This window comes from Pantoea sp. RG18, assembly GCF_025910075.1.
Taxonomy (GTDB): Bacteria; Pseudomonadota; Gammaproteobacteria; order Enterobacterales; family Enterobacteriaceae; genus Pantoea; species Pantoea agglomerans.
Genome location: NZ_JAPCIL010000002.1, coordinates 567,065 through 587,937, shown reverse-complemented (window position 1 = coordinate 587,937; position 20,873 = coordinate 567,065). Strand labels below are relative to the sequence as shown.

The following is a 20,873-nucleotide window of genomic DNA, read 5'->3' as shown; positions in this document are numbered from 1 at the left end:
TCCAGAAGGATAACCCACGGAGTATAAACTGTTTTATTCGCTTGTCTCAGACCGAAGGATGATAAGCAAATAACGCCGGTGCGCCACCCGTATGAATAAACAGCAACGGACCTTCACGGCGGAAACGATTCTGGCTCACGCCATCCAGCAGTCCGGCCATCGCCTTTCCGGTGTAGACCGGGTCCAGCAGGATCCCTTCCAGCCGCGCCAGCAGTTTCACCGCAGCCATGCCTTCATCATTGGGTTCGCCGTAGCGTGGCGCAAAGTAGTCATCCCACAGGGTAATCGGTGCCTTAGCATGCACTTCCAGCGTCTCCGCCAGCGACTGACGCAGCCGCTCCACCAGCGGCAACTGCGCCTCAACCTGGCGTGAAACGGTAACGCCCACCAGCTCGGTCTCCGGCAGCAGATGCTCCAGACCCACCGCCAGTCCGGCATGGGTGCCGGCACTGCCCGAGGCCACCACCACGGCGGCGAAATCGACCACGCCTTCGCTCTGATGAGCAATCTCCTGCGCGCACTCTACATAGCCTAGTGCACCCAGCGCATTTGAGCCGCCGACCGGCACGATGTAAGGACGATAACCCTGGGCTTCCAGACGCGTGGCCTGTTCAGCCAGCTGTTCCGCAGGGTTATTCAGCGCATCCACCATGATCACTTCAGCGTCCATCAGATCCAGCAACAGACGGTTGCCGTTGCTCAGGTAATTTTCAGCGTGGGTGCCAATCGGGTTTTCCAGCAATGCCACGCACTTCAGGCCAAGCCGGGCCGCGACTGCCGCCGTCTGACGCACATGATTGGACTGGATAGCGCCCGCGGTCAGCAGCACATCGGCGCCTTCACGCAGCGCGTCCGCCGCCAGAAATTCCAGCTTGCGCAGCTTATTGCCGCCCATCGCCACCGGCGTGAAATCATCGCGTTTGATGAAAATATCGCGGCCCAGATAGTCAGAGAGCCGAGGCAGATGTTCTAACGGCGTGGGTGCACCCAGCAGTTCAAGACGTGGGAATTGGTGTAACAGATGTAAAGACAATGCTGCCTCCGTTCGGGCATTCAATTTATCCTTACAGTGTTGCAGAAGATGCGAAAAGGATCACCCTGATTCAGGTGTCAGCAGATGCGGTGAGACAGATGTGTAGTGAAAGTTGCAGGAGAAAGAAGCGCCGTGCTCCCCCTTCCCTTCTACCCGGCTGGCGGGCAAAAGGGGAACGTGCCGCAGGCACGCGGGGGAGCAATCGGTGCAGATCAGGGTTAACCCTGCTGCCAGCCTAAGAACTGATCGTACTTGCGCAGCGCGATGCGGTAATTGTTATTACCGGCATCGGGCAGATCGCTTTCCAGACACTGATGCCAGCTATTTCCCTGAAGCCTGTCGGCCGGGAAATTTCTGGCTTTCAGCATCTCATCCAGACGACGCAGCCGCACCACATATTCACGAATCGTGCTGGGGCTCATCTCTGTCTGTTCAAACAGATACTGTTTAAACGCCATTATGTCGAAGTAATTAGGATGGGTATTACAAAAAATATCACTGCAAAAACGACAAAGCGCGGTCAGTTCGGGCTGAAGTTTCAGCCACAGCTGCTCATCAATCATCTGGTCCATCCGAGCGATGGCCTCTTTATTGATGATCTGGCCACGAAAAACGAGCGCCATTCGATCTAATACCTTGCCACAGTGTGAACAGTTGCTCTGGCTGTGTTTATAGTCTTTAAGATAACGACTTAACGGTCTGGCCTTGGTCTTGGCTCCCATTACTGAGTCCCCGGTTTTTTATAATTTTGAATCGCCAGGAACTGATACTGCTAGCGCGCTCCCGCAAGTCGGGCACGCAGGCGTTTAATCGCCTGACTGTGCAGCTGGCTGACACGGGATTCACCCACATCAAGCACCGCCCCAATCTCTTTCAGGTTCAGTTCTTCCTGGTAGTACAGTGTCAGCACCATCTTTTCACGATCGGGTAATGCTTCGATCGCTTCAATGACGCGCTCACGCAGACTCCCTTCAAGCAACTGATGAAGCGGATTAGCCTCTTCATGGCCTTCCGTCACCAGCTCCGCGCTGTCGCCGTGCTCTTCCCGATACTCGTCGTAGGAGAAAAGTTGACTGTTGTTGGTGTCCAGCAGGATCTGCCGGTACTCCTCCATGGAAACATTCAGCTGTTGCGCCACTTCCTGCTCAGAGGCAGAACGCCCCAGCGACTGTTCCACTCTGTGCATTGCTCCGGCCACCTCGCGTGCATTACGACGCACACTGCGCGGTGCCCAGTCCCGACTACGAAGCTCGTCGAGCATGGCGCCACGAATACGCTGCACGGCATAGGTGGTAAAGGCTGTACCCTGGAGCGCGTCATAACGCTCTACGGCATTTAACAGCCCTATCCCACCCGCCTGCAGCAAGTCGTCAAGCTCAACACTGGCCGGCAGGCGAACCTGCAGACGCAACGCTTCATGGCGCACCAGCGGCACGTAGCGCTGCCAGAGCGAATGCTTGTCCATCACGCCTTCGGCGGTATAGAAATCGTTCACGTTGACTACCCTGCGTTAATGAAGTTATCGGCATGATTATCCAATTCTGTAGCGTTTTCGATTGGCTGAATAGGCGGGGTAAAACGAGGCTATTTCATTTTTGTTACCTCAGAGTGCAGATCCTTCTGCACTCTTCAGTGAAGATTAACGACGGGCGCGCAGCCGTTGCCGGGTGGCGGGCGGCACTGCCGCCCACAGGCTGCAGATGCGACCTTCCAGTTCCTGATACCAGGGCGCCAGATGCTGCTGCGCCTCCTCGCCAGGATGCACCAGAATCTCGCCCGATTCACCATCAATGCTAATCAGTCGGTTAATAAACAGCCGCTGCAAATCACTGCGTAAAAACAGGCCGTTATCGATGCTGTTATCTGCCAGTACACCGTCATCCCCTTCCTGCGTGTCGATATGGCAGGCTTCCACCCATGGCCAGTTATGCCGTTCGGTCAGCTCGGTGCCGGTCATCACACAGGCGCCGTAGCGGGCTTTGACACCGGCGCTGAATTCCGCCTGGCTGGCGCGCTGCAGCACCCGGGCTTTAACACGACGCCCGACCTCAGTTCCCGGCATCACCGCCGCCGGAACTTTGTGCTGCGGCGTACTCAGCACCACGATGAACTGAATGCGCTGCGACTGCGGAAAACAGGGATCTGCCTGTGGATTGAAAAGCTGCCAGTAAGCGTCTTCATCATCCTGATGCATCAGCACCAGTTTGTAGCCGCGACTGTTCAGCAGATTCTGTGCCGTGGCGGATTGCGGATCGATCATCGCGAAGACCTGGCTGCTGCCCATCACCTTCCACAGGTTGTCGCGCTTTTCGCTATCGCTGCGACGGAAATAGAGGAAGGAGAGATTCTGCTTAAGGTAGTGCTCAAAGCGACGCAGGTAATTTTTACGTTCGTTGTCATGGGAGATGAACAGCAGATCCTCCAGCGGGCTGTTGCTCTCTTCCTGCGCGAACACCGCGCGGATTTTCAGCGTGCGCAGCCCGGTTGACGGACTCAGCAAGGCGCGCGCCGTCAGCTCTTTATCATCAGGGTATTGCAGAGCATAACGCCGGGCGATCTCTTCAAAGGTCAGCCGCTCACCCGGTAACAGGTCATAATTGAAGCGCATAGACACTCCACAAAGTTAAAATCAAAAATGATGTTGTTCTGTGAGGAGTTATCGGCAGTCTGGAGGGGAACTGTAACGGGCTGGGGGGATTGCCTGGGATTGAGAGACAGGCAGCCTGCAAGGTTGTGGTCAGTAAACCGGTTTGAAGGAAGCAGGTGTTAAATTACGTTGCATTGCCTGGCGCTGCTGGCATAAAAATAAGCCAGCACACCAGCCGCAATTCTTTCAGCGATTAGCTAATGCCCGCCCGTAGCTATCAGGGACAAATGGGCGATGCCGATGATGCGAAGCTACATCGCCTCAGATCATTTAAGCAGATAAATCAGCGACAAATCGTCATTGACCTTGACCTTATCAATCTCGGCCAGAAACGCCATCACCGATTGTGGCGTATGTTTTGTTATTGAGTGGTAGCTGTAGATGATATTAATAATATCCTCTTCACTGACGGTTCCGACCAACTCAACATTGGCCGCAATCAGTGATTTAAGCAGGAACCATTCTGCCGTCAGAAGATATAAGCTCAGTAACGGGCTGCGATTTTCGTTATTAGGGAAGAAATCATCATAAATGCGGTACTGAATATAGTTATTCATTATCCATGGCCGTTCAGCAAGCCAGGGCATAACCTGCTTCTGCCAGACGTTGTCCAGCCGGATCATTGGCTGACTGACGTCATCGGTTTTGGCCCCTTCGGCCTGAATGTAAATCAGCTTATTAACGTAGTGATTCAGGGTAGGAAAGGCGCGCTTATCGGCCATGGTGCTGAACCAGCTTTGCAATCTCAACAGTAAAGACCATTGCAGGTTATAGTCAGGTTTAACCTGATCAAGCTGCAGCCTGATTTCACCCTGTGTCAGGTTGTTGAGTACATCAGAAAAATGATGCTCCATCTGGACCAGCCAGTCTTCTTCAGGGCTTACTCTTTCCGCGCCCAGCAGAAAGCTGGCAAGCGCGTAAAACCCTTCATCAAGATGAATGCCGCTGAATTTAATGATGTTAAGACACATCAGATTCAGCAGTTTCTTTTGCTGATCGAGATCTTTAGCTTTATTGCCATAAGGTTGTTGCCTGATGCTCTCCCCGAACAGCATCGCGTCAGGTGAGGCTAATAATTGCCGGGTCGCCTCCGGACAGGAGAGCGCCAACGTTTTTTGCTGTTCATATTTAAAGGTGTTCGCCGCTCGGGGATAGGTCGCACAGGTGTTGCTCAGTGCGGCAGCACCCAGCCGGGAATGCACTTTGCACAGGCGATTTTCATCCATAAATGCACAGTTGCCAGAAGCATTAAGCTTCATAGTTCCCCAACTGGCAAAGCTTTTGCGGGTGGTGGTGATGTTTTCAACTGCCAGCGTTTTGATTTCAATCAGCGAGGATTTTAAATAGCGATTGACCGTGGGCTTATCCAGGTGGATATCCCAGCCCTTACAGCAGTGATCGCGACACTCACTGCCAATACATTTGAAGGCGCTGACAAAGAGCGGTTCCACGACAGTAATATTTTTCATTATTTACCTGCTCAACAAAGGCATTTAAAAAAGAGTCTTACTGTGAGGATAAAGGAACGAGGGGAGATTGATTGGCAGAGAAACAGGGCAAAAACAGGCTAATCGCAGGCATAAAAAAAACCCCGCCGAAGCGGGGTTTGTCTTTTATAAGTTGGGTGATTAGCCCTGCAGCAGAGACAGAACCTGCTGTGGAACCTGGTTAGCTTTAGCCAACACTGAGTTACCAGCCTGCTGTACGATCTGCGCTTTAGACATGTTTGAAACTTCAGTTGCGTAGTCAGCATCCTGAATACGAGACTGTGCTGCAGACAGGTTAGTGGTGGTGTTGTTCAGGTTAGTCACGGCTGAGTTCAGACGGTTCTGAATCGCACCCAGTGAAGAACGGAACTTATCAACGCTGGCAATCGCTTCGTCCAGCTTTTTCAGTGGATCAGAAGTTGAACCCGAGGTCACGTTAGACAGGCTCATGTTAGCCGTATCCAGTGTGAACGCAGCGGTATCGCCACCAGCAGTCGTTACTGCAGCCTTCGCATCAACTGCAACGTAGAAGTCCTGGTTTGCACCGTTAGCAATGTCAAAACCGTTCGCTTTCAGGCTGTTGGTTTCTGCATCGCTGGCTGATTTCACGTTAACTTTAGCGAACAGGTTGCCGTTGTCATCTTTATACACTTTATCTGCAGTAACAGTGACGTTAGCGGCTGCAACACCCAGGCGAGTCGCCAGGCTATCAGCTGTGCCTTCAGCAACAGTGGCTTTAGATACGTTACTGGTAGAACCGTAAACGCTCTGGAAGTCAGCAGCTGCAGCAGCAGTAGGTGTACCCTGTGGACCATTCACGTTGAAAGTGTTCAGTTTCAGCGTAGAAGAGTCAATTTTCTTCAGGTCGATGGTGATAGTTTCGCCATCGTTAGCGCCAACCTGAATTTTCATTGAGCCATCTTTAGCCAGCACGTTCACGCCGTTGAACTGAGTCTGACCTGATACGCGGTCGATTTCGCTCAGACGGGATTTGATTTCGTCCTGAATTGAAGATTTGTCAGAAGCTGAGTTGGTACCGCTTGAAGCCTGTACAGTCAGTTCACGAACACGCTGTAAGTTGTTGTTGATTTCTGACAGTGCGCCTTCAGTAGTCTGCGCAGCAGAGATACCGTCGTTGGCGTTACGAGCAGCCTGAGTCAGGCCCTTGATGTTAGAGGTAAAACGGTTGGCAATTGCCTGACCAGCAGCGTCATCTTTCGCGCTGTTGATACGTAAACCAGAAGACAGACGCTCCATTGAAGTAGACAGAGCTGACTGGTTCTTGTTGATGTTGTTCTGAGTGATCAGCGAGAGGCTGTTGGTATTAATGACTTGGGCCATGATGAATTTTCCTGTTAATCAAGTCTTTCGGTTAAGGTGTGGGCTTCAACCCGCCGGCTTCAGCGCCGTCAAAGTTGTTATCGTCTGCCGTTTAACAACCTTTAGAATTTTTTTAGTACCAGGCGAATTTTTCTGCTTCAACCTGTCACGTTTTAAGTTATCGCCACCCGCCCGAACTTCTTTAGGCTTAATTCATTAATTTTCTAGCCGCTGAATTACCCTTCTCTATAGTGCTTATTTACCTCATTACCCTAAGGCAAATAACCTTAAACTTTCCTTATTCAAGGCCGATAACCCAGGTATCAATTTCTCTGTCGACCTTATAAAGGAATTAATATGGCTAGTATAAGCAACCTCGGTGTGGGTTCCGGCCTGCCACTCAGTACCATGCTTGACAGTTTGACCACCGCTGAAAAAGCTTCACTCAAACCTATTTCTACTCAGCAGACAGCTTATACGGCCAAGCTCAGTGCTTACGCCACCCTGAAAAGTTCACTGACAACTTTCCAGGCTGCTAATACCAAGCTGAACAGTGCTGACCTGTTTACCGCTACGACTGCGGCCAGTAGCTCCACAGCGTTCAGCGCGACCACTTCTGGCAGCACCGTGGCCGGTAAATATGCCATTAACGTCACGCAGCTGGCACAGGCGCAGGTTCTGACCTCAGGAGTACAGAGTAGCAACACCGCCGCGCTGGGCGACAGCTCCGTGGCCAGCCGCAGCATCGCGATTACCTTAAAAGATGGCACCAGCAAAAGCGTAACGCTCTCCAGCGATCAGACCTCGCTGACCGGCATGCGTGACGCCATCAACGGCGCCAATGCAGGCGTCACCGCCAGTATTATTAAGGTATCAGACGGCAGCTTCCGCCTCTCAATGAGCGCCAATAAAACCGGCAGCGACAATGCGGTGGCAACCATCGCCGTCACCGGCGACAGCACGCTGCAGGGGATTGTGGGCTTTGATGCATCCGCTAGCAGCAATGTGATGACCCAGAGCGTCGCTGCGCAGAATGCCAAACTGACGGTCAACAATGTTGCGATTGAAAACAGCAGCAATCAGATTAGCGATGCGCTGGAAGGGATTACTTTAAATCTGACCGCGAAGACAGTTGGCGATGAGACGCTGACGATTACCAAAGACACCTCAAAAGCCTCCAGCGCCATCACTGCCTGGGTGGATGCCTACAATACGTTGCTGGATCAGTTTAATACCCTGACCAAATACACCAAAGTGGATACCAACAGCGATGCACAGGACTCCAGTAATGGTGCACTGCTGGGTGACAGTACGTTACGGACGATTGAGACGCAGCTGAAAAGCATGCTCACCAATTCGCAGAGCACATCTACCTTTAAATCACTGAGTCAGATTGGTGTCACCACTGATCCCACCACCGGTTCATTAAAACTGGATTCAACCAAGCTGAGCAGCGCACTGGATAAAGATGCTGAGGGCGTGAAAGCGATGATCGTAGGTGACGGTAAAACCGGTATCGCCGCTAAAATCGACAGTAAACTGACTGACTGGCTGGCCACTAAAGGGATTATTCAGTCCGCCACCGATGGCGTGAGTAAAACACTGAATAAGTTAACCACCCTCTATAACACCACCAGCGATCGCATTGATGCGGATATCGCACGCTATAAAACGCAATTTACTCAGCTGGATATGGCCATCAGTAAACTCAACTCGACCAGCACCTATCTGACGCAGCAGTTCGACACGTCCGATTCGTCTAAAAAATAACAGGAGTGACCATGTACAGCGCTACAGGCACCAAAGCCTATGCAAAAATTGGCGTAGAAAGCGCCGTGATGAGCGCCAGCCAGCAGCAGCTGGTTGTGATGCTGTTCGACGGCGCACTCAGCGCGTTAATCCGCGCCCGTCTCTTTATGCTGGATGGCAATATTGAAGGCAAAGGCAACTCGATCTCCAAAGCGATCAATATTATCGAAGCCGGCCTGAAAGAGGGCCTGACTGAAAACCGTGGTGATGAGCTGGCCGATAATCTGCTGGATCTTTACAACTACATGACGCGTCGCCTGTTGCATGCCAACCTGAACAATGATGTTGCAGCAGTCGAGGAGGTCGAAGGCCTGCTGCGCAACATTGCTGACGCGTGGAAAGAAGTGGTTCAACCTAACCTGATTCAGGACGCCGTTTAATGACTACTGCACCGCATCTGATTACCGTTTACCAACAGTTACTCGATCTCAGCCAGGGAATGCTGCGTCATGCAGCACAAGGCGAATGGGATGAATTGATCAGCAGGGAGATGGAGTATGTCAGTGCGGTGCAGAACTTAGCCCAATCGACAGAAGCCGTGTCGCCGTCGGCACAGACTCAGGAGCAGTTACGTCCGGTGCTGCGCCGTATTCTCGATAACGAATGTGAAGTGAAACGTCTGCTGCAGGCGCGGATGGATGAGCTGGCCTCACTGGTGGGTCAGAACAGCCGCCAGAAATCGGTGATGTCCGCTTATAGCAATCAAGGCGGCGTTGTTATGGTGCCGCACGAAACCCTCTCCTGATCCCCTGCTCTGTCACGCCGCCAGATTTATTTTTCTGCGCGGCGTCTCTTTTTTGCCGCTTACTCCATACTTGATTTTCATCATCCCCTGGAGTGTGGTACATGCAAAACCCAACGTTATTACAGTTTTTCCATTGGTATTACCCGGATGGCAGCAAACTGTGGCCGGAAGTCGCCGATCGTGCGGCCTGGCTCAGCGAAATCGGTATCACCATGGCGTGGTTGCCACCGTGCTACAAAGGGGATTCGGGGGGCTATTCTGTCGGTTACGACAGCTACGATCTGTTTGACCTGGGTGAATTTGATCAGAAAGGCAGCGTTGCCACCAAATATGGCGACAAACAGCAGTTACTGGCGGCAACAGAAGCCCTGCGTAGTCACAACGTTGGGGTGCTGCTGGATGTGGTGCTCAACCACAAAATGGGTGCCGACGAGAAAGAGGCGATCAGCGTTAACCGCGTCAATCCCGATAACCGCGATGAAATCTACGACGAAGTGGTCGGGTGCGAGGCCTGGACGAAATTCACTTTTCCGGCACGCGCCGGGGAGTTTTCGAAATTTGTCTGGGACCACAAATGCTTTAGCGGCGTAGACCACATCGAAAATCCGGACGAAAACGGCGTATTCAAAATCATCAATGACTACACCGCCGAAGGCTGGAACGACCAGGTTGATAACGAGCTGGGTAATTTCGACTATCTGATGGGCGCCAACATCGATTTCCGCAACAACGCGGTCAGGGAAGAGCTGAAATACTGGGCGCGCTGGGTGATGGAACAGGTGCCCTGCACCGGCTTTCGTCTGGATGCGGTAAAACATATCCCGGCCTGGTTCTACAAAGAGTGGATTGACCATATTCAGGAGGTTGCTGAGGAGCCGATGTTTATCGTCGCGGAATACTGGTCGTTTGAAACGGAGAAGCTGCAGGAGTATGTGCATCAGGTGGAAGGCAAAACCATGCTGTTTGATGCGCCACTGCACATGAACTTCCACCAGGCTTCAACCGCGGGCAGCGCCTACGACATGAGCCAGATCTTTGCTAACTCTCTGGTGGTTGCTGATCCGTGGCATGCCGTGACGATCGTGGCTAACCACGACACCCAGCCGCTGCAGTCGCTGGAAGCGCCGGTAGAAGCCTGGTTTAAACCGCTGGCCTATGCGCTGATCCTGTTGCGTGAGCAGGGTGTGCCTACCATCTTCTATCCTGACCTGTTCGGCGCGACCTATGAAGATGAAGGCGGCGACGGCGAGAAGTACAAAATTGAGATGCCGGTGATCCCTGAACTGGAAGGATTGATCCGGGCGCGCCAGCAGTATGGCTGGGGTGTGCAGACCGACTATTTTGATCACCCAAACTGCGTGGCCTTCAGCCGCAGCGGCACCGAAACACAGCCAGGCTGTGTGGTGATCATGTCGAACGGCGATGCCGGTGAGAAAAGCGTGCCGATGGGTGAAGGTTTTGCCGGTAAGGTCTGGCGCGATCATCTGGGGAATCGGGAAGAGACCATTACTGCCGACGAGCACGGCACGGCGGTCTTTGTCTGTAACGGTGGCAGTGTCAGCGTCTGGGTGGTTGCAGAATAAGGTCGTTGCCGAAGAAATGACTCAAAACTAAACCCGCCCCGGCAGGCAGAAGCGTGAAGTGCGCTCTGCCCGTCGGGGCGGTTTTGTTATGGTCCGGCTGTTATGACTTCGCGTTGTTTTCTGTAATCGGTGTGCGCAGCAGTTGCGGTTCGATGTTCTGAATCACGGCGGCTTTCGGCTGTTTCGCCACCTCTTCCAGCGCCTGCTGACACTCAACGGTCGGACGCGCCACTTTACGCAGAGTCATCCTGTCATAGCTCAGTTCGCCATTCTCCACGACCAGCGGCATCACCCGCACCTGACGCGTGACGTTGACATAATCGCCGCTTAACCGGGTCAGTTTGCCCGGCTTCGCAATCACCCGCATCCACTGACGGCAGTCCAGCGTGCTGCCATCCGCATTGATGATCACACTGGCTATCGCCTTGTCGCTGATCAGGCTGCTCTGTGGACCGACGGTTTGCCAGGTTCCCTGCAGATCAGCGGGCGCCGGCGTTTGCACCGCATTTTCATAATCGTTGATTTGTGCACAGCCACTCAGTGCCAGCGCGGCAATCAGCATCCACTTTTTCATGTTTAATCCCTAAGATCCCATCAATGGCGGCTACGTTATAATTTTTCCACCGCGTTGCGCAAGGTATCTGGGTGTTCAAACACCACGCAGACCCTGATTGCGCCAGAATTTATCCCGCAGTGAGCTCCACGGTCAGGTTTTTGACCGGAAGTTCAGAGGCTGAACTGATGCAAACTCCGTCCTTTGTCACGCCTGACAAGCGGAAGACAACCCGCTACACTGACGCGCTGCAACAGACTTTCAGGAATATGAATATGAAAACGCCAGAAGCCTACTATGCCCAGGCGCGCGAGATGTTTTTTACCGCGCATCCCGACTTTCAGTCTGCACTTGATGAATTAACGGAGAGCGATGCCCGTGCAGCTAACCTGTCACTGCGACAGCTGCGCGAATGGCATGCCGAACGCATCTATGCGGCCTTTTTGCGGCAGAAGAATCTGGATGGAATGATCTTTTCTATTCAGCTCGCTGAGCCGGATAAAGCGGTGGCGGCTGAAGCTATCGAGACTTATCTCAAATCTCATGCTGAGTCGCTGGGGATGAGCTGGGAAGAGTTTTGCATCAAAAACGAGCTTTAATCAGGGACGCGCTGAAGTTGTATATTGCAAACACCTCCAACCAGTTCCGGCACTGCAGATAAAATTGTACTAACCGGGGGAAAGTGTATAACTTCGGCGTGCGACTCAGGTCGTGATTGTCCTTTAACGAATAGTGCTGATGCACTGCCTCTGCAGGTGTTGTCTCAATTCCACCTCCAGAGGCGAATTTTTTTATCCGCCCCTACCCTTCACCTTCCGTCGCTTTACCCTTTACTTCAACATAACTCGCTACCGCCAGCAGACGATTAATATGCGTCAGCAGCAGATCCACATCAGACTGCAGAAACTCGGTCGAAGATTGCGAAGCGGTAACAATGGCATCCTGCACCGTTTCTGAAATAGTCAGCGAGTTGTCCTGTTTCGCCTGCACCAGCAGCGCCGCAACCAGCAGGGACTGCGCTTCAAGCTGCGCCGTCAACTCTTTTGCATCGACGTCCATCTTTGCCAGTTTTAGCAGAATATCAATTACCAGTTGTCGCATCGCGGACCTCCTAAAAGTAAGCCGCCATTATGTCGCGATGCGTGCGCATTTTGCTAGTCGAAGATTGAGGTTTATGCGAGATAAAAATTTACACGAAATCAGGCGCGCTGCCTTGCTACTGTTTTTATTTACAGTATTATATGTCAGCGATTTTGCCCTGAATGGATTGCCATCATGTTTGTTGAGTTGATTTATGACAAGCGCAACGTTGCCGGTTTACCGGGTGCTCGCGAGATGATTCGTGAGGAGCTGGAAAAGCGGGTGCATCGGGTGTTCCCTGACATTGAAGTTAAGGTCAAGCCGATGGAACGTAACGCGATTGATACTGATTTGAGTAAGAACGATAAAGCGACGGTTGCGCGGATTGTTGAAGAGATGTTCGACGAAGCGGAAATGTGGCTGGTGGCCGATTAATCCCTTAACGGCCACCACATCAGTTAGCGGGAGATGACTTAGCTCTCCTGCTCGCTGTGATTAACTTCAATCTCGATGTCCTGAATCGCGGCATCCAGATCTTCCAGCAGTTTACCCTGCTTATTCAGCAACGCATCGATTCGGTCGGCGTTGGTCTTGTCTTTATACTCACCCGCATCAAACGCTAACCATTGGCTGGAAAGGGTTTCGGTGTTGGTCTGAGCATAGTGACGCATCTCTTTTAGCTGAGAAGTCACGTCACGCAGATATTCAGTTTTGGTCTTGGTTTCTGTTGAATCGCTCATGCTAAATTTCCTTCTGGTCATCTATCCAAAGTGAGTAGGCTTAGCGGTTCATCAACCGGCCAATCAGCGGGCCTGCATTCAGGTACAAAATGTTGCCCGGATATTTAAAACTAGTCGATAATAGCGAAGCCGCATTAAGAATAATCGGAAGTTATGGTTTATGACCGGATTTCACGGCTGGCACCTCACTCTCAGTGACGACCTCTTTGACTTTTATGACCGTTTTGTCGGCTATGCGATCCGGTATTGCATCCAGCTTATGCTGTATTGCTGCAACCTGATCGGTCAGCAGCTCCACTCTGTCATCACGCCGCGCCGCAATTAAGCGGTAATCCGCCCGAATCTCCTCGACCCGCTTGTTTGCGGTGTTACTGACGTAGAGAAAAATGATCGTCATCAGGATGCAAATCATCGAACAGCTCAGCAATACGCAGCCGAGGATAACTTTGCGCCGGTAAGACATAGGTGCCTTAGTGCTATTAATCGTGGCCATCACTGCGATCCTCCAGAGTTGAGATAAGCCGATCAATCTCATTACGAAATTTATCGTTCTGATCGGTTTCGGTCATTGCCAGTAAAATCCCTACCGCATTCTTGATTAACCGAAGATCCGTTTCGAGTGTCGAGATACGCCGCAGATTCCTGTCGTGCCGTTCGCGTAATTCATCGTTCTCCTCCCGTATCAGCACGTTGCTCTCTTTCAGCAACACCACCTGCTCTTTGTAGCTGGTAATAATTTCGCCGCCGGCTCGATTACTGGTAACGATTGACGCAATTCCCGCCAATAACGGTTTCCAGAACAGTGCTGCTGCCCCCCCACCCAGAACTAACGCACCCATACTGGTAATCAGACTACTTTCCATGCCACACCCCTTTGTACGGTAAGGTCTCTGGAACTTACTGCGTGCTGCTTAGCCACGTCCCCCGCATGAAATTTAAGATTGCTTAAATACCAGGCTTAAGTATACTTAAGTCACTCTCAACCAAAAAGTCAAGCTTATGAAAAACGAAACGCTGGGTGACCGCATCCGACTCCGACGTAAATCGCTGCAGTTAACGCAGAAGCAATTGGCGCAACAGGTAAAAGTGTCCCATGTGGCGATTTCGCAATGGGAAAAAGAGGAGACGCTGCCGCGCGGTGAGAACCTGCTGCGGCTCGCCGAAGCGCTGGGCTGCGCACCGGCTTTTCTGATAGATGGGGATGGTCCTGTTTTCAGCGAAAGCGCCTGGAGTGGTCTGCACCAGATCCCACTGCTTGCACAGCGCGACGTGCCGCGATGGCTGAGCGAGGCCGGTTCCGTCCGGCATGAACTGCTGATGCATAACGACATGGCGCTTTCACAGCAGAGCTTTGCCTTCCGGGTAGAAGAACAGGCGATGACGCCCGCGATTCTGCGGAATGATGTGGTGATCATCGATCCCACGCAGTCACCTCAGCCCGGCGACTGCGTGCTGGCATTGCAGCAGCAGGTCGTGCTGCTACGCACCTGGCGTCAGCGCGGCAGTGAAAATGGCGTCATGCAGTTTGAACTGGCACCGGTCAATATCAACTTCCCTGAGCTGCAATCCAGCCGGGACAGCCTGAAGCTGATTGGTACGCTGGTGGAACTGCGACGCTACCGCCAGCCATAAAAAAACCCGCCGTGCGCGGGTTCACTTTTCATCGTACAACGGTGCTGAGTTTATAGCCGGGCAACTACAGGGCATCGGTCAATTGATCTACCACCACTTTGCCCTGCAGATCGGTCTGCATAATGCGGTAATTGACGGGCCATGAGCGGCGGGTACTGAGTTTATCGAACAGGGTTACGCCGCCTTTTTTAACTCCCTGGCTATTTACAATAATCCATTCGGTGACCTCTTCCTGACCACGATTTTTCAGGCTCAGCGAGCGTTGTTCGATTAACTGATCTTCAGCTTCAATCTTTAAATAGTCTCTTAACATAATTTCTATCTCCTGGTAACGCAGGCCACTATATGCCTTTTGCTAATCCTTTCAATCGAATTTATTTATCGATCTGTTTATCGACGGGAATGTGACCTGCCGCAAGCGACATGACAGGTTTGTCCATTACTGCATCAGGGATTCCCGGTTAGCATGAACCTGCTGTACACACCCAAACATCGAAAAATGACGTGTTCAGTATGAGAGAAACTCCGATTAGCCCGCCGCTGGCGGGCTTTTTTTTCTTCTTTAATCCGCTGCGCATGCGGGATGTCAGTGCTGGTCTAAACTTAAGAGACTGGAATAAAAGGAGAGAGTTATGTTTAAGCACAATACGAATGAAGAACGTAAGAAAGAAGGTGATGTCAGCAAAAGCCTGCCCGAAGCCGCGCCAAACGCTGGTAATGCTTACGAGGAAGATGATCATCCTGCCACTGATGCGCCGAAAGATCATGGCGAAGTGCCGCGCAAAAATGATGACAGCCAGGATGACAAAAAAGATCCTTACAAGGCAAGCTGATGTGCGAGAGGCGCGCCCGCTGGGCGCGCTGGTCAGCGTTAAGATTTAATGAGATCGGCAAGCTGGTACTGATTTTCAACCAGCCAGGCTGGAAAATGTTCGGATGTCACCGGCACTATCTCCATCCTTCGCGGACGGTTCCAGATATCAATATTGTTCTCAACGCAGCGCCGTATATGATCCGGATTGTTAAATTCGGGACAGTTACGTTCGGTATGAGAAATCGAAGACATTTTTTCACTGATGCGCTCATCGCTCATTACCCAGGAAAAATGCCATCCTCCATTCTTAATGGTTTTTGTCCGGAAATTTAGCCACTTCCAGCGCAACCAGTTCTCGCGTATCGGTGTACCACGACGCTTAACATTGCGAAGCAATTCCGGTTGCCCCATAAAAAAGTCTCGTAGCGTTTTACAGGTCACCATTTTCGCCAGGGTGGCACAGCGCGGTGTGCCGTCGTCATTTAAAACCCGGACATTAAATTTAAAATTGAAATATTGCTGATGCAGCGTCGTGCAAAGATGTTGAGGACTGAATGCTTTTATCGCCTCGGGTCGGGGAACTTCATCGACGTCGGACACAATAACAATATCATCATCCTGCGCGCCGGCCAGCCCCTGCATAATCTGATTACGTGCAGTGGCTTCATTTTCCCAGGGATCTGTCTCTCCCGCATTAACCACAGAACTATTCGATTTAAAGGCTTCCTGATAAAATCTGGGCGCAATATCGTTAATAATATAAATAATTTTATCGCGGAAACGATCGAACTTCTCAATATCAAAATGAAGCTTTTCCCGGCGTTTTCCGGTAAAGGTATAGCGCGATTCCACAATGACAAACCGATCAACAACATGCTCAAGCGTGTTCAGACGCATCTCAAGCAAGATATCTTCATCGTAGTACAGAAAACAGTCATAAATCATAATATTCAGAGGCACTTAAGTAGTAAGGATTTTCATCAGGACACCTCAACATGCGTAACACAACAGAGGTATAACGCCTTTTACTGGGTCGTTTTTTAGTGAACCTGATGTGTGTGTAATGTACTGCGTAAAACTATCCATGTTTATAATAAACTGGCTAACAAAGGCTGCAGGCAATGATTTTCGGGCATCCACCTCAAAGCAGACTAACGACATGATGAGCAACTGTTCAGAGTGATATTTACCTGACATTCACCTGACAACGGTTAACACCAGCAGACAGCATGAGTCACCTGATGCGGCTACCTTTTGTTTATGCTCATTGCTTACATCATAATGCGTTGCGCAGAATGTTACATATAGTCCGTAACGCCAGCAATATTAAGCGCAGATTTTTGATTAAAATGAGCGATACGATCAATATCCGGATATTATTGGTCAACAAAATAACTATGATGGTTTCGTTCATGAAGAAGATCATTATTGCCCTGAGCATAAGTCTGTTGGGCGGATGCGTAGATATGGGACGGGTTGGATTACATCCGACAACAAAAACCGCTTATTTCGACGGTCATCCTTTTCAGGTTGAATCCTGCCTTAGCGTAGCGGCACAGGATCAAAGACTCTATCTGGAGCAGGATGAACCTCTGCCGGATGGCACGAAGCGATATAATCTTGAGCAGGATGATGAAACCGTGGCCTGGGTTGAAATTGCAAAGTTCAGCCATCATCAGACCAGTGCGACATTTTACTATGATCCAAAAGCATCAGATATCAGCACAGCAGTTTCAGCGATGATCGGGCGGTGCAAAACATCACGATAAATGCCGCGTCGGCATGGATGTGATGCAGGATGGACGACCAGGAGACAGAATAAGTTGTCAGGCCAGCCAGAGCGCAAGCGCTTGCCTGACAATCTTTCTCACTCTTCTCTCAAAGGCTTTTATCACGCCCGCTTCAGGGTTATGCCATGTTCAGGAGTAGGCAGTCAAATCTCAGCCTATTTAGCCTGCTCGCAATCATAGGCGCCTCGTATGCGGATCTGACTCTGGCTGGTGCGGACGATTTCAGCTCTTAACAGCCCTTTGCCCTGACGGTTCGTCAGCTCCATATCCACCATTCCCGGCGCTTTGCTGTTTTTCACCAGCAGTTTGACGGTCGCGTTGTCGTAATCGCCCTTCTCTTTCGCAAAGGTGACTTTCTGCGTTTTTGCGCGTTCTCCATTCACCGAGAACCAGCCGCTCTTGTCAGGTTTAAGATAGAACGGCCCGCACTGCGTGGCAGCAAAGGCTGGAGCCGATAAGCTGATTAACGATGCGATAAGGATAAGTTTTTTTAGCATTGGGCTGGCGTCCTGCTGATGGGTGATGAGGGGTCGGGTCAGAGAGTCAACGCACCTTCTGGCTTAATGACGAGGAGTATAGCTAATGGCCATGGCATGATCACCTGTATGCTACGGACAGGGCGGTTCAGGATACTTAGCGCAAAACACCCTTTTAAAAATATGTCGAACAAAATTGACTGTACTATCTTTCATCTCCCTGAACGTGCTATGGCACAGCCTTCGACTGCCGTATGCGCATCAGGGTTGATACTGTGTAATGGGACAATATAAATTCTTATATTGACATTGCCTTTATGGCGCTATCACTCTTTAGGTCTGAGCTCAATGCTGGCCAGAACTATAATCATCACTACACCCACTTCCAGGCAGCAGATTCCCTGATGGAAATCTAATGGCATGTGATCTATCGCTCTGTTAACTGGATGAGATGAAAGCAAGCGGAAACCCTCTGCCCTGTGTGTCGCTTAGCTGGAAGCCAAATATGGTTGTGCAGAGTTGAATGGAAGAGATCTTTTGAACAAATCGGCACAGTCTACAAACACATCCATTTCTTGTCTCTATGCTTGTAAGCATTTTATTAAATGGTAAGATCCAGGAAATTTTTATAAAGGAAATCTTTGTGTCAACAACATCGACCAGAGGTCAGGCAACGCGGTATGCCTTAGTAGGGCTGACAAATACCGGTATAACAGGCTTAGTAATATTTTCCCTTATGCACTGGGGCTTGGGAGTATATGCATCCAATGCTGCAGGGTATACAGCTGGCATTCTTTTCAGCTTTGTTGCTAACTCACTGTTTACTTTTTCTGCTGAAATCTCACTACCAAGACTTGCACGTTTTCTGGTTTCAAGCTTTTTTTGCTGGATATTAAACATTATTGCTATTAAATTATTCCTGATTTTCATGCCCTCTTACGCTTATGTAGCACAGTTTATAGGCATGGTGATCTATACAGTTACGGGATTTCTGATTAATAAGTTATGGGTAATGAAATAATGAATATTCCCACGTTAGATATAATTGTCCCTTGTTATAATGAGGAAGATGTTTTTTTACATTGCCTTTCAGAACTTCAGATGATTCTGACAAGTTTAATTGATCGTCGCATAATATCTCGCCACAGCTCAATAACTTTTATTGATGATGGCAGTAAGGATATGACATGGAGTTTAATTAGTCAGGCTTCGCTTCAGTCATCATTAATAAAAGGTATAAAGCTTTCATGTAATCGCGGTCACCAGATTGCTCTTCTGGCAGGATTAAACGAGTCAGACGCTGACATAACTATAAGTATAGATGCTGACTTGCAGGATGATACTGCCGTAATCGAAAAGATGGTAAGTGGTTACATGGAAGGATACGATATTGTCTACGGCGTCAGAAATGACAGAAAAACTGACTCAGGATTTAAAAGACTGACCGCTGAATTCTTCTATAAAATAATGAGCTGGATGGGGGTCAAACAAATCCCTAACCATGCCGACTATAGGCTTCTTAGCCGAAGGGCGCTAGATGCACTTCTGGAGTACAAAGAGCAAAACCTGTATATCAGGGGGCTTGTTCCGCTAGTTGGATTTAAATCTAAAAAAGTGTTTTATGCACGGGCAGCACGATTAGCGGGTGAGTCAAAGTATCCTTTGAAAAAAATGCTTGGGCTTGCCATTGAAGGGATAACTTCATTAACAGTAACTCCGCTTCGCACCATTGCTGCTCTTGGGTTTTCTATTAGCTTTATCTCAGTTTTTGCTGCACTTTACGCTTTGTTTGAGAAGTTTTCAGGAAATACCGTAGAGGGCTGGACTTCAGTAATGATAGCAATATTCTTCCTTGGTGGCGTTCAAATGCTTTCTTTAGGTATTATTGGTGAATATGTTGGTAAAATTTACATGGAAACCAAAGAACGACCCAAGTATTTTATTGAGGAAAAGGTTGCATTATGTGAGCAGCCAAATCAAGAACAACAAAGTTAATTTTGGTTATGGCATATTATTAAAATTTCTTGCTATGTTATTGTGTAATAAAGAGCATTTGCAAAAACTGATAATATGCCTACGCCAATGATTGCTAAAGCAACTTCCTCCCAGGATTGGATAGAACCTTCCGCCAGTAAGGTCGATTGGTTTCACTTCATCCTTCCCATTTTGCCAGCCCACTACAAATTTAGCCGAATTCAGGTAAATAAGCGATAGATATGAAAAGCACTCGGTAGAGCCTGCCGCCTGCCCTTAATCGTTTATCGGGTTAAAACAATATTGCTGAGCATGTACTTATTCAGGCATTCATTTTTCATTGTGCGTTAATACGCTCAATAAATCCGTCTGCATCGGCTTGCCCGGTTGGATAAGCCTAAGTTCAAGCAATGCTCAAAGGTCCATTGACTCAGTGCGCAACCCGTGGTTAGAGCGTCCATGATGAAATGCACTTACCAGGTAAGGTTCAGCGCATCCGGGCGAAGATGCGGAAACCGTCCGGCCGCCAGCATTTAAGACGGCGTTTATGTTTCACGCTCAGGACCTTAAGGGGCTAAATGTGGTATACCCGTTAGTGAAGGATTTAAAAGGCCTTTCGACGCAGCTATGCGTCGGATGCGCCTGTAATGAAAGCTTCCGCGATCAGGTGCCAATTCAGTGATTTGCCCTGATCAATATGCATACTTAGTCGGATCCTGAGACTAATAGTGGAAAGTCGACAGAGACAAACCTGCGAGCCTGCATGAACAACGTTGCAACAGACGAGTGCACACATTTACACCACAGCTTCCCGCTTCGGGTCTGTAATCAGTACTTACGGACAAGTGCCACCAGAATTGCCTCCTTATTCAGCATGTCTTCGTCAAACAACTTCCTGAGCCGGGCGTTCTCTTCTTCAATCACTAAAGTTGCTCACTCCAGGTCCTTCCATGCAGCAAGATTTCCTTCGTCAGGTATAGAAGGTGGCGTATGAAACAAAATGTCTGCGGCAGCTTTCCCGGGCAGAATCCTGTCTTATGCCTCGCGAAGAATACGAATGATTAATTCATTGAAGAAACGCTTATTAATGGGATATCCTCATGTTGCTGATGAAAACATTACTTATATCGAGGTGTATTAATCAACGGGCAGCAGCTCACCAACCTTTCAGCCTGCCGAAGCGAGTACGA

General features: G+C 50.0%; 25 protein-coding genes and 1 pseudogene. 11 read left to right on the top strand and 15 right to left on the bottom strand.

The window, feature by feature from the left end:
• Window positions 1–46: 46 nt before the first annotated feature.
• From OK409_RS03105 to OK409_RS03080, 6 genes are all read right to left on the bottom strand, one after another.
• On the bottom strand, window positions 47–1,033 hold the full coding sequence (locus tag OK409_RS03105) for a D-cysteine desulfhydrase (RefSeq protein WP_010247588.1): 987 nt from the start codon (window positions 1,031–1,033) through the stop codon (window positions 47–49).
• Window positions 1,034–1,251: 218 nt separating this feature from the next.
• Window positions 1,252–1,755 (bottom strand): flagella biosynthesis regulatory protein FliZ, encoded by a 504-nt coding sequence (gene fliZ, locus OK409_RS03100; RefSeq protein WP_010247591.1) that lies wholly within the window; start codon window positions 1,753–1,755, stop codon window positions 1,252–1,254.
• Between the two features lie 50 nt (window positions 1,756–1,805).
• Window positions 1,806–2,528, bottom strand: coding sequence for an RNA polymerase sigma factor FliA (locus OK409_RS03095; RefSeq protein ID WP_003854529.1), 723 nt, complete (start codon window positions 2,526–2,528; stop codon window positions 1,806–1,808).
• A 144-nt stretch (window positions 2,529–2,672) separates the two neighbouring features.
• On the bottom strand, window positions 2,673–3,641 hold the full coding sequence (locus OK409_RS03090; RefSeq protein ID WP_033772033.1) for an HNH endonuclease signature motif containing protein: 969 nt from the start codon (window positions 3,639–3,641) through the stop codon (window positions 2,673–2,675).
• Window positions 3,642–3,946: 305 nt separating this feature from the next.
• Complete coding sequence (fliB, locus tag OK409_RS03085; RefSeq protein ID WP_022625487.1) at window positions 3,947–5,149, bottom strand: flagellin lysine-N-methylase; 1,203 nt, start codon at window positions 5,147–5,149, stop codon at window positions 3,947–3,949.
• Between the two features lie 159 nt (window positions 5,150–5,308).
• Window positions 5,309–6,508, bottom strand: a complete 1,200-nt coding sequence (locus OK409_RS03080; protein WP_022625486.1) for a FliC/FljB family flagellin — start codon at window positions 6,506–6,508, stop codon at window positions 5,309–5,311.
• A gap of 336 nt (window positions 6,509–6,844) precedes the next feature.
• Here OK409_RS03080 and fliD point away from each other — a divergent pair, with 336 nt between their 5' ends.
• The 4 genes from fliD (at window position 6,845) to amyA (ending at window position 10,624) form a co-directional block, all read left to right on the top strand.
• A complete protein-coding gene (gene fliD / locus OK409_RS03075) occupies window positions 6,845–8,257 on the top strand; it encodes a flagellar filament capping protein FliD (RefSeq protein ID WP_264366742.1) in 1,413 nt (470 codons plus the stop codon).
• A gap of 11 nt (window positions 8,258–8,268) precedes the next feature.
• Window positions 8,269–8,676: a flagellar export chaperone FliS gene (fliS, locus tag OK409_RS03070; protein ID WP_182504272.1), complete on the top strand. Its 408-nt coding sequence runs from the start codon at window positions 8,269–8,271 to the stop codon at window positions 8,674–8,676.
• Window positions 8,676–9,041, top strand: a complete 366-nt coding sequence (gene fliT, locus OK409_RS03065) for a flagella biosynthesis regulatory protein FliT (RefSeq protein ID WP_010247612.1) — start codon at window positions 8,676–8,678, stop codon at window positions 9,039–9,041. Before fliS ends, fliT begins: the two co-directional genes overlap by 1 nt.
• A 101-nt stretch (window positions 9,042–9,142) precedes the next feature.
• Window positions 9,143–10,624 (top strand): alpha-amylase, encoded by a 1,482-nt coding sequence (amyA, locus tag OK409_RS03060; RefSeq protein ID WP_163657635.1) that lies wholly within the window; start codon window positions 9,143–9,145, stop codon window positions 10,622–10,624.
• Between the two features lie 100 nt (window positions 10,625–10,724).
• Here the strand turns inward: amyA and yedD are convergent, their stop codons facing one another.
• Window positions 10,725–11,198 carry a lipoprotein YedD gene (gene yedD / locus OK409_RS03055; RefSeq protein WP_010247616.1) on the bottom strand — a complete coding sequence of 158 codons (474 nt, stop codon included), beginning with the start codon at window positions 11,196–11,198 and terminating at the stop codon, window positions 10,725–10,727.
• Window positions 11,199–11,452: 254 nt separating this feature from the next.
• On the opposite strand from yedD, the gene OK409_RS03050 reads away from it, so the two are divergent.
• Entirely contained in the window at window positions 11,453–11,776 is a 324-nt protein-coding gene (locus OK409_RS03050; protein ID WP_008926858.1) for a DUF6388 family protein, read from the top strand.
• A gap of 202 nt (window positions 11,777–11,978) precedes the next feature.
• Here OK409_RS03050 and iraP read toward each other — a convergent pair whose 3' ends face one another.
• The gene (gene iraP / locus OK409_RS03045) at window positions 11,979–12,278 is read right to left on the bottom strand and encodes an anti-adapter protein IraP (protein ID WP_010247621.1); all 300 of its coding nucleotides are present in this window, start codon (window positions 12,276–12,278) and stop codon (window positions 11,979–11,981) included.
• A gap of 174 nt (window positions 12,279–12,452) precedes the next feature.
• On the opposite strand from iraP, the gene OK409_RS03040 reads away from it, so the two are divergent.
• On the top strand, window positions 12,453–12,692 hold the full coding sequence (locus OK409_RS03040; RefSeq protein WP_003854508.1) for a DinI-like family protein: 240 nt from the start codon (window positions 12,453–12,455) through the stop codon (window positions 12,690–12,692).
• Window positions 12,693–12,730: 38 nt separating this feature from the next.
• Here the strand turns inward: OK409_RS03040 and OK409_RS03035 are convergent, their stop codons facing one another.
• The 3 genes from OK409_RS03035 to OK409_RS03025 all read right to left on the bottom strand — a co-directional run bounded on the left by OK409_RS03035 (window position 12,731) and on the right by OK409_RS03025 (window position 13,860).
• Window positions 12,731–12,997, bottom strand: coding sequence for a hypothetical protein (locus tag OK409_RS03035; RefSeq protein WP_010670837.1), 267 nt, complete (start codon window positions 12,995–12,997; stop codon window positions 12,731–12,733).
• 151 nt (window positions 12,998–13,148) lie between these two features.
• Window positions 13,149–13,490: a hypothetical protein gene (locus tag OK409_RS03030; RefSeq protein ID WP_010670838.1), complete on the bottom strand. Its 342-nt coding sequence runs from the start codon at window positions 13,488–13,490 to the stop codon at window positions 13,149–13,151.
• Entirely contained in the window at window positions 13,477–13,860 is a 384-nt protein-coding gene (locus OK409_RS03025) for a hypothetical protein (protein WP_031593416.1), read from the bottom strand. The genes OK409_RS03030 and OK409_RS03025 overlap by 14 nt, the downstream gene beginning before the upstream one ends.
• A 136-nt stretch (window positions 13,861–13,996) precedes the next feature.
• On the opposite strand from OK409_RS03025, the gene OK409_RS03020 reads away from it, so the two are divergent.
• The gene (locus OK409_RS03020; RefSeq protein ID WP_022625481.1) at window positions 13,997–14,629 is read left to right on the top strand and encodes a helix-turn-helix domain-containing protein; all 633 of its coding nucleotides are present in this window, start codon (window positions 13,997–13,999) and stop codon (window positions 14,627–14,629) included.
• A gap of 64 nt (window positions 14,630–14,693) precedes the next feature.
• Here OK409_RS03020 and OK409_RS03015 read toward each other — a convergent pair whose 3' ends face one another.
• A complete protein-coding gene (locus OK409_RS03015) occupies window positions 14,694–14,942 on the bottom strand; it encodes a hypothetical protein (protein ID WP_010247633.1) in 249 nt (82 codons plus the stop codon).
• Window positions 14,943–15,261: 319 nt separating this feature from the next.
• Here OK409_RS03015 and OK409_RS03010 point away from each other — a divergent pair, with 319 nt between their 5' ends.
• Window positions 15,262–15,462 (top strand): hypothetical protein, encoded by a 201-nt coding sequence (locus OK409_RS03010; RefSeq protein ID WP_010247636.1) that lies wholly within the window; start codon window positions 15,262–15,264, stop codon window positions 15,460–15,462.
• Window positions 15,463–15,500: 38 nt separating this feature from the next.
• On the opposite strand, the gene OK409_RS03005 is transcribed toward OK409_RS03010, so the two are convergent.
• Window positions 15,501–16,388 carry a benzoate transporter gene (locus OK409_RS03005; protein WP_264366741.1) on the bottom strand — a complete coding sequence of 296 codons (888 nt, stop codon included), beginning with the start codon at window positions 16,386–16,388 and terminating at the stop codon, window positions 15,501–15,503.
• Window positions 16,389–16,672: 284 nt separating this feature from the next.
• Here OK409_RS03005 and OK409_RS03000 point away from each other — a divergent pair, with 284 nt between their 5' ends.
• Window positions 16,673–17,212 (top strand): hypothetical protein, encoded by a 540-nt coding sequence (locus OK409_RS03000; protein ID WP_264366740.1) that lies wholly within the window; start codon window positions 16,673–16,675, stop codon window positions 17,210–17,212.
• A 176-nt stretch (window positions 17,213–17,388) separates the two neighbouring features.
• On the opposite strand, the gene OK409_RS02995 is transcribed toward OK409_RS03000, so the two are convergent.
• The gene (locus OK409_RS02995) at window positions 17,389–17,730 is read right to left on the bottom strand and encodes a hypothetical protein (protein ID WP_264366739.1); all 342 of its coding nucleotides are present in this window, start codon (window positions 17,728–17,730) and stop codon (window positions 17,389–17,391) included.
• A gap of 622 nt (window positions 17,731–18,352) precedes the next feature.
• On the opposite strand from OK409_RS02995, the gene OK409_RS02990 reads away from it, so the two are divergent.
• Both OK409_RS02990 and OK409_RS02985 read left to right on the top strand, forming a co-directional pair.
• Entirely contained in the window at window positions 18,353–18,730 is a 378-nt protein-coding gene (locus OK409_RS02990) for a GtrA family protein (protein ID WP_264366738.1), read from the top strand.
• Complete coding sequence (locus tag OK409_RS02985; protein WP_264366737.1) at window positions 18,730–19,704, top strand: glycosyltransferase family 2 protein; 975 nt, start codon at window positions 18,730–18,732, stop codon at window positions 19,702–19,704. Before OK409_RS02990 ends, OK409_RS02985 begins: the two co-directional genes overlap by 1 nt.
• Window positions 19,705–19,875: 171 nt before the next feature.
• Here OK409_RS02985 and OK409_RS02980 read toward each other — a convergent pair.
• A pseudogene (locus OK409_RS02980) lies at window positions 19,876–20,772 on the bottom strand (integrase core domain-containing protein); the annotation flags it as partial.
• Between the last annotated feature and the right edge of the window lie 101 nt (window positions 20,773–20,873).

Excerpts from the sequence above, each read along its gene's own strand:
- fliZ (WP_010247591.1), bottom strand. The coding sequence starts at position 1,755 with ATGGGAGCCAAGACCAAGGCCAGACCGTTAAGTCGTTATCTTAAAGAC.
- OK409_RS03090 (WP_033772033.1), bottom strand. The coding sequence starts at position 3,641 with ATGCGCTTCAATTATGACCTGTTACCGGGTGAGCGGCTGACCTTTGAA.
- fliB (WP_022625487.1), bottom strand. The coding sequence starts at position 5,149 with ATGAAAAATATTACTGTCGTGGAACCGCTCTTTGTCAGCGCCTTCAAA.
- OK409_RS03080 (WP_022625486.1), bottom strand. The coding sequence starts at position 6,508 with ATGGCCCAAGTCATTAATACCAACAGCCTCTCGCTGATCACTCAGAAC.
- fliD (WP_264366742.1), top strand. The coding sequence starts at position 6,845 with ATGGCTAGTATAAGCAACCTCGGTGTGGGTTCCGGCCTGCCACTCAGT.
- fliS (WP_182504272.1), top strand. The coding sequence starts at position 8,269 with ATGTACAGCGCTACAGGCACCAAAGCCTATGCAAAAATTGGCGTAGAA.
- fliT (WP_010247612.1), top strand. The coding sequence starts at position 8,676 with ATGACTACTGCACCGCATCTGATTACCGTTTACCAACAGTTACTCGAT.
- amyA (WP_163657635.1), top strand. The coding sequence starts at position 9,143 with ATGCAAAACCCAACGTTATTACAGTTTTTCCATTGGTATTACCCGGAT.
- yedD (WP_010247616.1), bottom strand. The coding sequence starts at position 11,198 with ATGAAAAAGTGGATGCTGATTGCCGCGCTGGCACTGAGTGGCTGTGCA.
- OK409_RS03050 (WP_008926858.1), top strand. The coding sequence starts at position 11,453 with ATGAAAACGCCAGAAGCCTACTATGCCCAGGCGCGCGAGATGTTTTTT.
- iraP (WP_010247621.1), bottom strand. The coding sequence starts at position 12,278 with ATGCGACAACTGGTAATTGATATTCTGCTAAAACTGGCAAAGATGGAC.
- OK409_RS03040 (WP_003854508.1), top strand. The coding sequence starts at position 12,453 with ATGTTTGTTGAGTTGATTTATGACAAGCGCAACGTTGCCGGTTTACCG.
- OK409_RS03035 (WP_010670837.1), bottom strand. The coding sequence starts at position 12,997 with ATGAGCGATTCAACAGAAACCAAGACCAAAACTGAATATCTGCGTGAC.
- OK409_RS03030 (WP_010670838.1), bottom strand. The coding sequence starts at position 13,490 with ATGGCCACGATTAATAGCACTAAGGCACCTATGTCTTACCGGCGCAAA.
- OK409_RS03025 (WP_031593416.1), bottom strand. The coding sequence starts at position 13,860 with ATGGAAAGTAGTCTGATTACCAGTATGGGTGCGTTAGTTCTGGGTGGG.
- OK409_RS03020 (WP_022625481.1), top strand. The coding sequence starts at position 13,997 with ATGAAAAACGAAACGCTGGGTGACCGCATCCGACTCCGACGTAAATCG.
- OK409_RS03015 (WP_010247633.1), bottom strand. The coding sequence starts at position 14,942 with ATGTTAAGAGACTATTTAAAGATTGAAGCTGAAGATCAGTTAATCGAA.
- OK409_RS03010 (WP_010247636.1), top strand. The coding sequence starts at position 15,262 with ATGTTTAAGCACAATACGAATGAAGAACGTAAGAAAGAAGGTGATGTC.
- OK409_RS03005 (WP_264366741.1), bottom strand. The coding sequence starts at position 16,388 with ATGATTTATGACTGTTTTCTGTACTACGATGAAGATATCTTGCTTGAG.
- OK409_RS03000 (WP_264366740.1), top strand. The coding sequence starts at position 16,673 with ATGAGTCACCTGATGCGGCTACCTTTTGTTTATGCTCATTGCTTACAT.
- OK409_RS02995 (WP_264366739.1), bottom strand. The coding sequence starts at position 17,730 with ATGCTAAAAAAACTTATCCTTATCGCATCGTTAATCAGCTTATCGGCT.
- OK409_RS02985 (WP_264366737.1), top strand. The coding sequence starts at position 18,730 with ATGAATATTCCCACGTTAGATATAATTGTCCCTTGTTATAATGAGGAA.